The organism is Microcystis wesenbergii FACHB-1317, assembly GCF_014696875.1.
GTDB lineage: Bacteria > Cyanobacteriota > Cyanobacteriia > Cyanobacteriales > Microcystaceae > Microcystis > Microcystis wesenbergii_A.
Genome location: NZ_JACJQV010000064.1, coordinates 17,884 through 30,436, shown reverse-complemented (window position 1 = coordinate 30,436; position 12,553 = coordinate 17,884). Strand labels below are relative to the sequence as shown.

10 protein-coding genes and 3 pseudogenes are annotated in these 12,553 nt (G+C 41.5%); 6 read left to right on the top strand and 7 right to left on the bottom strand.

The window, feature by feature from the left end; all coding sequences use genetic code 11:
• Positions 1–114: 114 nt before the first annotated feature.
• Positions 115–339 (top strand): annotated as a pseudogene (locus tag H6F92_RS03150) (zinc ribbon domain-containing protein); the annotation flags it as partial.
• Positions 340–347: 8 nt separating this feature from the next.
• On the opposite strand, the gene H6F92_RS03145 reads toward H6F92_RS03150, so the two are convergent.
• The 5 genes from H6F92_RS03145 to H6F92_RS03125 all read right to left on the bottom strand — a co-directional run bounded on the left by H6F92_RS03145 (position 348) and on the right by H6F92_RS03125 (position 5,646).
• The gene (locus H6F92_RS03145; RefSeq protein WP_190356756.1) at positions 348–728 is read right to left on the bottom strand and encodes a zf-TFIIB domain-containing protein; all 381 of its coding nucleotides are present in this window, start codon (positions 726–728) and stop codon (positions 348–350) included.
• 251 nt (positions 729–979) lie between these two features.
• A complete protein-coding gene (gene clpB, locus H6F92_RS03140) occupies positions 980–3,640 on the bottom strand; it encodes an ATP-dependent chaperone ClpB (protein ID WP_190356755.1) in 2,661 nt (886 codons plus the stop codon).
• A gap of 182 nt (positions 3,641–3,822) precedes the next feature.
• A complete protein-coding gene (locus H6F92_RS03135; RefSeq protein WP_002791932.1) occupies positions 3,823–4,308 on the bottom strand; it encodes a GNAT family N-acetyltransferase in 486 nt (161 codons plus the stop codon).
• Between the two features lie 22 nt (positions 4,309–4,330).
• Positions 4,331–4,633: a hypothetical protein gene (locus H6F92_RS03130; protein WP_002768918.1), complete on the bottom strand. Its 303-nt coding sequence runs from the start codon at positions 4,631–4,633 to the stop codon at positions 4,331–4,333.
• Between the two features lie 119 nt (positions 4,634–4,752).
• Positions 4,753–5,646: a methylenetetrahydrofolate reductase gene (locus tag H6F92_RS03125; RefSeq protein WP_190356754.1), complete on the bottom strand. Its 894-nt coding sequence runs from the start codon at positions 5,644–5,646 to the stop codon at positions 4,753–4,755.
• 222 nt (positions 5,647–5,868) lie between these two features.
• Between H6F92_RS03125 and H6F92_RS03120 the strand changes: the two genes are divergently transcribed.
• On the top strand, positions 5,869–6,597 hold the full coding sequence (locus H6F92_RS03120) for a GDSL-type esterase/lipase family protein (RefSeq protein WP_190356753.1): 729 nt from the start codon (positions 5,869–5,871) through the stop codon (positions 6,595–6,597).
• 373 nt (positions 6,598–6,970) lie between these two features.
• On the opposite strand, the pseudogene H6F92_RS03115 reads toward H6F92_RS03120, so the two are convergent.
• Positions 6,971–7,199 (bottom strand): annotated as a pseudogene (locus H6F92_RS03115) (type II toxin-antitoxin system Phd/YefM family antitoxin).
• 636 nt (positions 7,200–7,835) lie between these two features.
• On the opposite strand from H6F92_RS03115, the gene H6F92_RS03110 reads away from it, so the two are divergent.
• The 4 genes from H6F92_RS03110 (at position 7,836) to H6F92_RS03095 (ending at position 12,089) form a co-directional block, all read left to right on the top strand.
• Positions 7,836–8,213 carry a hypothetical protein gene (locus tag H6F92_RS03110; protein WP_190356752.1) on the top strand — a complete coding sequence of 126 codons (378 nt, stop codon included), beginning with the start codon at positions 7,836–7,838 and terminating at the stop codon, positions 8,211–8,213.
• A gap of 10 nt (positions 8,214–8,223) precedes the next feature.
• Complete coding sequence (locus H6F92_RS26470; protein WP_190356751.1) at positions 8,224–8,421, top strand: caspase family protein; 198 nt, start codon at positions 8,224–8,226, stop codon at positions 8,419–8,421.
• Between the two features lie 52 nt (positions 8,422–8,473).
• Positions 8,474–11,089 carry an ABC transporter substrate-binding protein gene (locus tag H6F92_RS26465; RefSeq protein WP_416338814.1) on the top strand — a complete coding sequence of 872 codons (2,616 nt, stop codon included), beginning with the start codon at positions 8,474–8,476 and terminating at the stop codon, positions 11,087–11,089.
• Between the two features lie 349 nt (positions 11,090–11,438).
• Positions 11,439–12,089, top strand: coding sequence for a TIGR04282 family arsenosugar biosynthesis glycosyltransferase (locus H6F92_RS03095; RefSeq protein WP_190356750.1), 651 nt, complete (start codon positions 11,439–11,441; stop codon positions 12,087–12,089).
• On the opposite strand, the pseudogene H6F92_RS03090 reads toward H6F92_RS03095, so the two are convergent.
• Positions 12,051–12,386, bottom strand: a pseudogene (locus H6F92_RS03090) (L,D-transpeptidase); the annotation flags it as partial. The gene H6F92_RS03095 and the pseudogene H6F92_RS03090 overlap by 39 nt on opposite strands.
• Between the last annotated feature and the right edge of the window lie 167 nt (positions 12,387–12,553).

The window sequence follows — 12,553 nt, the reverse complement described above, 5'->3', positions numbered from 1 at the left end:
AAAAGCGTTTAAACTCTTCTGGATTCAAATTTTTTACTTTTTCGTAAGTCATTGTTTTTCTGAGTGTTTTACTTTATTTTACATAATCAGTTCCTATTTTTGCAGGAGGTCTAAGGAAGCAGTATCGGTTTTTCCTCCCCTCATACCTCTGGAGTTTCTCAATCCTCTCAATCGACCACTGCTACCAGTTTCTCCTCCTCACCGATGCAACCGATGCAGTCGATGAATTTTGCCCCCATGGAAATGCAAATGGGAGAGCTGAAAATGAGTATGGGAGACACAAAAACCGTCAGTAAAGTCCGATTTTGTAGTAGCTGTGGTCATCAGTTACAGCAATAGGCAGTCAGCTAGATATGTAAAACCTGTTTAGCTAAATCTATAACTCCTTTTGGGGCAAAATTCTGTTTATATTGGCTGAATTGACCCGCTTCTAACCATATTCCCTGACAACGAGCGCACTTTTCGTACCAAATCGCGTGTTTATCTATGTCTAACATTCTCAACATCTGTTGACGACAATGGGGACAAGCGGAGACTGGCGATCGCTGTTTATTTCTTGGTTTAGTACATTTGTCTAAAGATTCCGAACCCTTAATCTGTTTCAATTTTTCCGCTTCTAAACGATCGAACCAGATTCCCTGACAATGATCACAGCGATCAACTTCTATCTGTTGGTAGATGACTTGGTGTAACTGTCCACTACATTTGGGACAACCGATGCACTTCATAAAAAAACTTGAGGAAATTTTCCTTTTGGGGGGATGTTACTAGACTAACCGATCGAGGGAAAATATAGGAATTTTTTTCGGGCATTTTTGGCTTTTATGGTAAGTAATCGGACAAAATTAACTTCTCAGACTAAATCCGTTTTTAATAGTGTGATTAACTCCCAATCGAACTTGAAAAACCCAGTTCTCACTCTCCTATACTTTTTCAACAGAATTTAGCATCAGAGGGGGAATATATCCCCTATCTGGTTTTAATCCGAACGGAGGTTAACCACAGCTAATTCTAATCTTGGCTCTTCCTTTTCTAGCTCCTTTTTGCTAAAACTTAACACCTCATCCAGACAATCAATTACCACCGTATCCCCTTCCATAAAAGCTTGTTCGAGAATTTTTGTGGCTAAAGGATTCTCTAACTCCCGTTGGATAGCACGTTTTAAAGGTCGCGCACCGTAGGTAGGATCGTAACCAACAGTAACGATATGATCTTCTGCTGCCGTAGTTAATTCTAGATTGATTTTTTGTTCTCCTAATAATCTTTCCAGACGCTGTAATTGCAGACGAACAATGTAACGCAATTCTTCTTTTTTCAGGGTATGGAAAATAATTAAATCGTCGATACGATTCAAAAATTCGGGACGAAAATGACTCCGCAAAGCTGTTAAAACCCGCTTCCGCATCTCCTCATAATCGGCATCTTCGGAAACATTTAAAATGTGGTCACTACCAATATTACTGGTCATGACGATAATCGTATTCCGAAAATCCACCACGCGCCCCTGAGAGTCGGTAATGCGCCCATCGTCAAGCACTTGTAATAAAATGTTAAAAACATCCCGATGGGCCTTCTCCACTTCATCCAATAAAACCACAGAATAGGGACGACGACGCACTGCTTCCGATAGTTGTCCCCCTTCCTCGTAACCCACATAACCTGGAGGCGCGCCGATTAACCGCGAAACCGCGTGTTTTTCCATGTATTCCGACATATCGATGCGAACCATGGCCTCCTCGGAGTCGAACAGTAACCCCGCCAAGGCCCGCGCTAACTCGGTTTTACCCACTCCTGTGGGTCCCATAAACAGAAATGAACCAATCGGACGCGAGGGATCTTTCATTCCCGCGCGTGCGCGTCGAATCGCCGCTGCTACTGCCGTGACCGCTTCATTTTGTCCGACAACTTTTTTCTGTAAATGAGACTCTAATTCTAATAATTTTTGTCGTTCCGATTCCATTAACCGATTGACGGGAATTCCCGTCCACCGGGCAACTATTTCGGCAATATCAGCATCAGTTACCTGTTGTCTTAACAGGGTCGAACCTGCCGCTTGAATCGTTTCTAGTTCTTTTTCTTTTGCTTCTAATTCCCCTTGTAAAATTTCTAGTTTACCATACTTTAATTGGGCTGCTTTATTGAGATCATAAGCACGTTCCGCCTGTTCCACCTGTAGGCGCAATTGTTCTTCTTCCTCTCGCAATAATTTAATTTCCTCGGCGATATGTTTTTCCGTTTGCCATTGGTCAGCAAGAGGCTTTTGTTTACTTTCTAATTCCTCAATTTCTTCGATAATTCTTTCTAAACGCTCTTGAAAAGCTCGATCTTTTTTCTCCTCTTTTTCTAAGGAGAATTTTTCCATCTGTAACTGCATTAGGCGACGATCTATCATTTCCAAATCGGCGGGTTTAGTGGTACTTTCTACCTCTAATTTTGCCGCCGCTTCATCGACTAAATCGATCGCTTTATCGGGTAAAAAACGATCACTAATATAACGATGGGATAGGGTAGCTGCTGCCACTAGGGCCGAATCGGTAATTGTCACCCCATGATGCAGCTCATAACGTTCTTTTAAACCCCGGAGAATCGAGATAGTATCCTCCACGGAAGGTTCCTTAATATAAACCTGTTGAAAACGTCTTTCTAAAGGGGGGTCTTTTTCAATATGATTGCGATATTCATCTAAAGTTGTCGCCCCAATACAGCGCAATTCTCCCCGAGCTAACATAGGTTTTAATAGGTTGCCCGCATCCATCGATCCCCCTTCCCTAGAACCCGCACCGACAACAGTATGTAGTTCATCGATAAAGAGAATAATTCGCCCTTCTGATTGGGTCACTTCTTTCATGACTGACCGCAATCTTTCCTCGAATTCGCCTCGATATTTTGCCCCAGCGATTAAACTTCCCATATCGAGGGAAATTAACTGACGATTTTTCAAAGATTCGGGAACATCTCCGTTAACAATCCTTTGGGCCAATCCTTCCGCAATAGCGGTTTTTCCTACTCCCGGTTCACCGATTAAAACCGGGTTATTTTTCGACCGTCGCGAAAGGACTTGTACCACCCGTCGAATTTCTTCATCACGACCGATAACCGGATCTAATTTGCCTTCTTTGGCCGCTGCTGTTAAATCCCGGCCATATTTATCTAAAGCTTCGTATTTTTCCTCTTGATTGGGTTCAGTAACCTTTTGAGTACCGCGAATCGCTTTGATGGCTAATTCTAAATCTTGGGGGTCAAGATTGAAAGTGCGTAAACATTTCCGGCCAACCCTTTCATCTTCGGCAAAACCGACGAGAAGATGTTCGACGGAGATAAATTTATCTTGCCAACTTTCCCGGGATGCTTCCGCGCGATCGAGCAGCAAATCGAGACCACGACCTAAGTATAATTGATCAACGATGGCCACTTTCGGCTGTCGGTTGGTGAAGACTTCTAGCTGTTGTTGCAGTCGGGGAATTTCTATATTAGCTTTTTGTAAAATCCGGGTGGCTAGACCGTTATTCTGCTCTAGGAGGGCAATAATAACGTGTTCCACCTCTAAGGTCTGATTTTTAAAGCGTCGCGCAATTTCTTGCGATTTAACAATCGAATCCCAAGCTTGTTCGGTAAATTTATTCGAGTCTGTGGGTTGCATTCTGCACCAATGAGGAAAGCCAGTGTCAGGAGTCTAGTATAGCAAGGAGTCTCGATCGATCACAAAGTTCTAGGCTCGACAAAGGGTCTGACTTGAAAGAGGGTGTAGGGTGTGGGGTGTAGGGTGTAGGGAAGGAAACCTCTTTCATCTGTGGGGGTGAAAATTTTTTCATCGGGACTGACTTATTTATCGCTATTACCCAATTGGGTTAAAGCTGTCCCGGTGAGACGACAAATTTGCCACTCTTGGAAGACCTTAGCCCCCATTTTTCCATAAAAATCGATCGCCAGTTGATTCCACTCTAAGACAGTCCATTCTAAAAGTCCTGCATCCCTAGCGACGGCAATTTTAGCCACAGCCATTAGTAAAGCTTTCCCGATACCTTGACTGCGATAATCGGGTAAAACGAAGATATCTTCCAGGTAAATCCCCGGTTTAGTTATAAAGGTGGAATAGTTAGTAAAAAATAGGGCAAAACCGACTATTTTACCCTCTACTTCCGCCACCAATGCTTCGATGTAGGGTTTTTCTCCGAATAAATGCTCCCCTAAAGCTTGACTATTTCCTGTCATTAAATGGCTGAGTTCTTGATAGGCCGCTAAGGCAACAATTAAGTCAAAAATAGCCTTGACATCGGTAGCAACGGCAGCACGGATGGAATAATTCATGATTGCTGGTCAAATCTTGATTTTAATGCTGATGATGTTTATGGGGAGATTCAGCAGGGGGAGAATTAAGATTGGAAAAATGGCCGTTATTTAATCCCATCCCAACGCTACCAATACTGAAAAGTCCCATGGACACAAAACCGGCTGCAATTGTCCCCATGGCCACGGTTCCAATGGAAACTACTCCCATAGGAACAATACCGATGGAAATAACGCCCATGGGAACAATGCCAATAGAAATTATACCAGTGGGGGCAATACCGATCGACAACCATTTTCGCCCACCACAACTATTCTCTTTTTCTTGACCTAGATTGGAATCCATGCTTTTAATCCCGAAGATGCTTTCAGCCTTCCCATCCTAGGTTAGGGGTAGAATTGTTGTCAAAAGACCGCTAGTCAAAATGAAAGTTAATTTTTTCTAAAAACTATTGACTTTTCATCTCAGTTATGTATTGGCGGGATACCGGCCAGATCGAGAATTTTCGGGACTAAATCCTCTCGTTTAATCGCCATGATGTGGACACCTTGACATAACTGCTGGGCTAATTTTATTTGTTCGGCGGCGATTTTGATACCTTCTTCGAGGGGATGAGGTGCATCAGCGAGTCTTTGAATGATCTGATCGGGAATTTGTACCCCTGGCACATTTTTATTTAAAAAAGCGGCGTTTTTAGCTGATTTTAACAGAAAAATCCCCGCTAGAATCGGTTTGTCGGCGAGGGAGGCCACCTGCTGCATGAACTTATCAAGACACTCGAAATCCGTAACTAATTGACTTTGAAAAAACTGCGCTCCCGCTTCGATTTTACGCTCAAAACGGCTTTGAAGACCGGACCAACTTTTTGACTGCACATCAACGGCAGCCCCGGCAAAAAGTTCTAGGGGTCCATCTGGTAAAGATTTATCGTTAAAGTCAAAACCCTTATTTAATTTATCGATTAATTTTAACAAACGTACCGATTCTAGGTCAAAAACTGCCCTAGCTTGGGGATGATCTCCTGCTTTGACGGGATCTCCGGTTAAAGCTAGTATATTTCTCAATCCCAAGGCATGAGCGCCCATGAGATCTGCTTGTAATCCGATCACATTGCGATCGCGGCAGGCCATTTGACAGATGGGTTCGATGTCGTGTTGATAGAGAATAGCGGAGGCAGCCAGAGAGGACATTCGCACTACGGCGCGACTGCCATCGGTAATATTAGCCGCATGAACGCGATTTTTTAGCCAGAGGGCCATTTCTAGCATATGACTGGCATTACCCCCTTTCGGGGGAGTAATCTCGGCTGTAATCAAAAATTCTCGGTCTTGAACCGCGCGTCGTAAACGAGTAGTCATCGAGTTATCTAGGTTTTAACCATAAATTCTATAGCAGATTTAGCCCGGAAATGACTCTTAGGGAAGCAATGATCATCGGGCTGCTTTATACTGGTCGGTGTCAGTGCCTGGCTGATATCTAAGTTAACTGGCAGGAAAAAATTTCTAATGTAGTATAATACACGGACAGTTTAACCAAATTCGTTTACAAGTGTAAAGGACAACCGATTCGATCGAGCGATCATGCCAACTCTTTCTCGTTTACCTACTAAAGACAAAGCCCTAATCATGACCCATCCCCTCAAAATCGTCGCTTTAGGTGATAGCCTTGTGTATGGCTATGGCGACCCCGTGGGTGGCGGTTGGGCCGAGCGCCTACGTCGTTTGTGGATGGAAAGTGCTGGTCATGCCCTGTATAATTTGGGGATTCGCGGCGATCGAGTGGTACAAGTGTCCGAACGTTTAGAACAGGAATTTCGTCTCAGGGGGGAAATTCGCAATCGTCTTCCTGACCTGATTCTTCTCTCCGTCGGTGTTAATGATACAGCCCGTTTAGGCCGGCCCGATGGTCGTACTTATACCGATCACGATCTTTTTCAAACTCAAATCGAACATTTACTCGGCCGGGCCCGTTCTCTTTGCCCGGTTTTGTTTATAGGTATGATTCCCGTGGATGAGCGGAAAATGCCCTTTTTAGATTGCTTTTACTTCAACCATGGCGATCAGTATAGTTTTAAAGAAACCACTAAACAAGCTTGTCTAGAACAAAATATTCCCTATCTCGATTTATTTGATCTCTGGATGAACCGGGGTGATCTGTGGTGTCAAGAAAGATTAATGGAAGATGGACTTCATCCCAATGTGCAAGGTTATCAATCAATTTTAGAGGATATTTTAAACTGGTCGCCCCTCACCTCCTTTGTCGGTGTGGATGGTTTTATTCAACCGTTCACAGGAATTGCACAAAAGTGATGTCCTCTGTTCTCAGTGGTTCTAGCGGCGTTACAGAAACGAGAATATCTGGTAATATAAGCGAACTTACCCCCTACATATCTACTACAATGCTGAACAGGCAATTGCGCTACTCGTTCAAAATGTAGTAAATTAAGGGGCAAAATTTGCCAATCATTGCTCTAAATTTGTGACGCAATCAATTCTCGAAAAGGTGAATCAAAAGTTAATTTTTCCAGACTATATTTTATCGCCATTTCCCAAAAACTACCTTAACTAAGATAAACTAGATTTTCTCTTTCATTAATCATAATTTTATGGTTGTCTCTCCATTGTTTATTATTAGTGACATACCAAAGAAATACATAAGTATTTATTAAAAATTTGAGCCTAATTATTGATCATCTTCAAAATCAGTTAAAGGGGCATCAAAATCATCGGCTATCCCAACTTTTCCCGCAGCACTTCCAGGTTGACACGGCGGTTTCTTGGCTAACTTTACAGGACTTAATTTAACTACAGATTCATTATTTTCTGTGATGATAATTTCTTCACCTTTAAGTACAGATTCCAATAACTCATTTAAGTTGATTTTTCGCTTGTTTTAATTCAACTGTAGTCATTAGTTTACCTCACTGATCAACAACACAAACATTAGTTTAATCTAAATCAAGAAAAGCGATGGATTAAGTTATATCTAGGGTTTGCTGAATAAATGTGAAATGTAGGCAAGGTAAGAGTTTTGTGGCTTTTCTCGCTCCCACAGGTGCAAATTTTGAGAGAATCGTCGTTCAAAACCTTGCGTCTTCATCGGCCCGCGTCCTGTAGGGGCGAAGCATTCGGGCAATAACCTATCGGTGAAACCGTAGATTTTCTATCCGAATGCTTCGCCCCTACTTTTTGCCGCAAACCCTATCTATATCCTTACTTTTAATCATGATACCAATACTCACCCCCTGTCAGGAATGTCAGACACATTCTCATACTTTCTAGCGGAATTATCGCCATTAGCCTGTAGTAGTAGTAGGTTGGGTTGAGGAAGGAAACCCAACACACGATAATTGTTATGATTTCTTGGAGCAGGTTGAAAAATCGATCTTCTATGTTCAGCAACAGCACAACATCAGTGAAGAAATCTGCACTCGGCAAGGGGCAGTATGAAAATGGGATCACTTATTTAGATTTCAGATGGTATATGGTAAAATTTGCATAATTCAGTAAGATTAGTATTATCCTATATTATTTCAACTCAACTTCCTATGAGTAACAAATCTACGATTAAATTGGTGATCGCTTTTAACGATCCTAACCTGGAGCCTGAAGAACGCGACGAACAAGCCCAAGTATTACTGACAGAACTACAACAGGCAGATGAAGTTGAATCGGTTAAACGTATTCTTGATCCCAATCCCCCTGAAGGTAATAAGTCGTTGGGCGGTTTTTTGGGAGGAATGTTAATGACCGAAGTTAACCCCGCTAATGGCAAAAAACTGTTAGGGTTTCTTGGCGATCGCCTGGGAGGTAAACCGATAGAATTGTCGGTAGAGGCCAATGGTCGCAAGTTGACGGTTAAGGGTCACAGTCGAGAAGAATTGGAAATGGCTATTAAAGCGGCTCTAGACTTTATCTCAGGTTAAAGAAGGTATTATGGCAAAATTTGCTTTGTTAATTGGTGTGAGCGAGTATTCCGAAGGATTGCGCCCAATTTCTAGTGCCATTCTAGACGTTGAAGCAATGCGCCGAGTATTAGAGCATCCAGACATGGGAGCCTTTGATCAGGTTACAGTTTTGCCTAACCCAGACAAAGGGAGCATGGAAAAAGCAGTTGAGGTTTTAAGTACCTAAGCAAAATTAATTACACATTTCGATAAAGCTTTTGCCTCTTGCCTATTGCCTCTTGCCTGTCTTCACTAGGAAATTTATTTTGCATGACTACTTATTTGCTAATCGACAGAAAGATGATTTGGTGCTTTTATATTTTTCTGGGCATGGACTTAAAGCTCAAAATGCTAAATTTTTTCTAAGTACAAGAGAAACTGGGCGTGATCAGAATGGAGATTTTCTTCGTGCAACAGCTTTAGCGGCAAGTAAACTTCAAGAGTACATCACAGATAGTCGTTCCCAAAGGCAGATAATTATTCTCGACTGCTGTTTTAGCGGAGCATTGGTTCAGGGAATGCCAATCAAAGGGGAATTTAACATTCAAGAGGAATTAGGAGGTAGAGGAAGGGCGATTTTGACCTCTTCTAGTCCGATTGAATATTCTTTTGAGTCGGAAGATAACGATTTGTCCATCTATACAAAATATCTAGTTGAAGGAATTGAAACTGGTGCAGCAGATCAGGATGGTGATCAATTAATTTCTGTTAATGAATTGCATGAGTATGCCAGCGAACGAGTAAAGGAAGCTGCCCCGGCAATGACTCCCAAATTTTATCTTTCTCTTGAAGGAGATGATACTATTTATTTGGCCAGATCTCCTCTTGCTGCTAATGATCCTAAATTTAAGTATCGTAAAATAGTTGAGGATATTATTAAAAAGTGGAATGATGAGGATATTAAAGATTATTGTTTTAAGGAGGAAGACTTTTCTGCTGCAGATAGGGCAGTTTTGGATGCAACAATAGATCAATTAAATCTCTCACCAGATGAAGCCAGAACGATTGAAACAGAAGTTCTTAACCCACTGCTACGGCGAAGAGACAATATCAAGAAATATAGGAATGCGTTTCGGAAAATAATAGCTGCTGCTAACCATACTCCATTGAGCAGCAGAGATAGAGAGAGTTTAAAGAAACTGCAAATTATCTATGGACTCAGGGATGAGGATATTCAGTTCATTGAGAAAAAAGTGAAAGCTTCTTTAATGGAAAAAATTTTGCATTCTATAAAAACTTTAAAGCCCCAAAATTTCAAATTAAATCTGCCAGTTAGCATAGGAATAGCATCAATAGCAGTTGTAAGTTTATTTGCCATTTATCGCCATAATATTATTACTCCATTAATTCCATCTGATTGTCCAAAACAAACGGACGACTTTATTAGTGAAGGAGAAGAAGTTCTTAATTACTCTCAATCGTTTAACAAGAAGAAAGGTACAGAATATTTTGCACAGTGTGATTATCAAAAAGCCCTGTTAAGATTTAAGGACGCATGGCAACAGGATAGGCTAGATGCAGAAACATTAATTTACTTAAATAATGCTTTACTAGAAGCCAATAAAATGCAATATTACACGATTGCTGTTGCTGTTAGTATTCCCAAAAATCAAAGTGACTTTAATGATGATGATGGTGATAGTCGAGCAAAAGAAATGTTACGAGGAGTAGCGCAATTACAAACAAAAATTAATCTAGGACTTTTAAATGACAATGATCCATTCCTCAAGTATTTTCCAGATCAAAATTTTATCAATAAAAAAGCGATTAATGGTAAGGGATTAAAAGTTGTCATTACTAATGATGAAAATAAGGAATTATTAGCCGAAAAGACAGCATCATCTCTTTCCCAGCGTCCTGAAATTTTAGGGGTTGTTGGTCACTATCCCAGTGAAATGACTCTAGCAACGGTGGATATTTATAATCAAAATAATTTAGTTTTGATTTCTCCCGGATCAACGACTAGCGAGCTTACTAAATACCCCAGAAAAAATTTTCTGCGAACTGTTTTTTCCGTCGAGCAACAATCTCCTGTCATTGCAAAATTTTTACAAGAAAAGTCTATTAAAAAAGTGGTGGGATTTTATAGTGAAGGAAGTCCATTTAGTGAATCTTTTTTTAATAGTTTTAAAACTATTTTTACACGCCCTCCATTCTCTGGAACTGTAGTAAAATTAGATGAATTTGATCTCGGAAATAATTTTAAGGCAGAAGAAGCCATCCAAGAGTTACGAAAAAGACAAGGAAAAATAACAGAAGAAATAGGGCTTGTACTATTCCCAAAAGCAATTGGCGATGCTCAAGGCGATGCAATTAGACTTATAAAACTTAATAATAGTCAAAATTGGGTTATCGGATCATGGGGGCTTCGTAGTTCTCGTACCTTAGAACAAATTAACAACCTACAACCTTTTCAAAAGTTTGTTATTACGGTTCCTTGGGATTCTTTAACCAGTCCTAACCAGGATTTTCTTAAGGATGCCAAAATTTTATGGACTACAACTTCTGTTAATGCAATAACGGCCCTATCCTATGATGCAACTCTTGCTCTAACAAAAGCTCTAGAAAAGGCAAATACTCCCACACGAATTAATATCCTTGAACAATTAAAGTCTCTTGATTTTCTTGTCACTAAAGGTGCAACTGGGACAATTCAATTCGATGAAAATGGCGATCGCAAAAAAATTGATGACAATGGCGATCCCCAAAATCCCTCCGTAGAATTTGTTCACATTGTGGAGTGTCGGACAGACAAGTTAGACAAGTTAGATTTTGCTTTTGTCCCAATCAAGTATCCTACTGCTAAAGATGCCGGTTTATCCTGTTTAAACTCACCCAAAAAACCTAGTCCCTAGCTAATCAGGGTTGGCTGAAAAAGTCTGAAATGCTGCTAGGAAAAAGGTTTCGACTCAATCAAGCGATCGCCCCTCTTGTAGGTTGGGTTGAGGAACGAAACCCAACACAGAATTAAATAACCAACTAAAATAATCTATACTAAGCCAATAAAGCCTGTTTTATTAGCTTTCCTGCCTCCTATCGACAGTAGGCTAAAACTAATAAGTGGGTGGGTGGAATTAAATATAAGATGAACGTAGGTTGGGTTGAAGCATGAAACCCAACGCCTGCATGGGTTACGCTACCGCTAACCCATCCTACAAATAATTTTGCCTCCCTACTTAATTAATATCATCGTCGCAATCACTCGTGGACTGGAGACAACAACTGATTATTTTTACCCGTTACCCAGAATTGGGGAAAGTAAAAACCCGTATGATTCCGGCCTTGGCAGCCAAGGGAGCCGAAGAATTGCACCGAAAACTGGCCGAATATACTCTCGGTAAATTAGCGGGTTTGAAGAATTTTCTCTCTCTGATCATTTACTATCATGGCGGCAGCGAGGAAAAAATGCGTACTTGGTTAGGTGAGCATTATTCCTATCATTCTCAACGGGGAAAAGACTTAGGAGAAAAGATGCAAAATGCTTTTGCCGATGGTTTTGCCCAAGGGATGACAGCGATCGCTATTATTGGCACAGATTGCCCAGAAATCGGGGAAAAAGAGATTTTAGCAGCCTTTGAAGCCCTAAAAACCCACGATATGGTTTTAGGGCCGGCGTTAGATGGGGGATACTACCTAATTGCTTTAAAACAGGTCTTTCCAGAGCTTTTTGACGGTATTACCTGGGGGACGGGGGAAGTCTTGGCAAAAACTCAGACAATCGCCGCTAAACTGGCTTTAAAAACCGCTTATCTGCCTAAATTAGCCGATATTGATCGTCCGGAAGACCTGCCCATCTTAAAAAAATACCTGCCGGAATTAAGGTTGAACGATGACGGGGGTTCCCATGCGGACTAAATCAAACAACACTTTCACATCCCGATTCCGCATCCGCACACAACCATGGGAAGCGGCGCTACCGAGGGAATTTTCCGCGGGGGTGCCGTGAAAACCGATGGAATTTTTGCCGTCACTCCAAAAACCGATCCATCTTTCCCCTAGGGGACTATTGGGACCGGGGGTGCTGACTTTTCCTGTCCAGGGACTTTTCCAGACGGGATTGCGAACTAATTCCCGCACCTCAAATTTACCGGTGGGGGTTTCCCAGCCTTTTTTGCCGACGGCGACGGTAAATTGTGCTAAAACTTGCTTATTGGGACTTAGGCATTTTCGGGCAGCAAAAAAGGCTCAAACCATTACGGGACAAAGGGTTAACCTCGATTTATGATTTTCCTTGATCTATCTGGGTTTCAGCGATTTTGGGCTTCTCGAAGTAAATCCCAAGCAGGGATTGGGGTTGAGGCTTTTCTCGATTTGTTTTT

What these genes read in the sequence shown, in the direction of transcription:
- H6F92_RS03145 (WP_190356756.1), bottom strand. Translation starts at nt 728, where the DNA reads ATGAAGTGCATCGGTTGTCCCAAATGTAGTGGACAGTTACACCAAGTC.
- clpB (WP_190356755.1), bottom strand. Translation starts at nt 3,640, where the DNA reads ATGCAACCCACAGACTCGAATAAATTTACCGAACAAGCTTGGGATTCG.
- H6F92_RS03135 (WP_002791932.1), bottom strand. Translation starts at nt 4,308, where the DNA reads ATGAATTATTCCATCCGTGCTGCCGTTGCTACCGATGTCAAGGCTATT.
- H6F92_RS03130 (WP_002768918.1), bottom strand. Translation starts at nt 4,633, where the DNA reads ATGGATTCCAATCTAGGTCAAGAAAAAGAGAATAGTTGTGGTGGGCGA.
- H6F92_RS03125 (WP_190356754.1), bottom strand. Translation starts at nt 5,646, where the DNA reads ATGACTACTCGTTTACGACGCGCGGTTCAAGACCGAGAATTTTTGATT.
- H6F92_RS03120 (WP_190356753.1), top strand. Translation starts at nt 5,869, where the DNA reads ATGCCAACTCTTTCTCGTTTACCTACTAAAGACAAAGCCCTAATCATG.
- H6F92_RS03110 (WP_190356752.1), top strand. Translation starts at nt 7,836, where the DNA reads ATGAGTAACAAATCTACGATTAAATTGGTGATCGCTTTTAACGATCCT.
- H6F92_RS26470 (WP_190356751.1), top strand. Translation starts at nt 8,224, where the DNA reads ATGGCAAAATTTGCTTTGTTAATTGGTGTGAGCGAGTATTCCGAAGGA.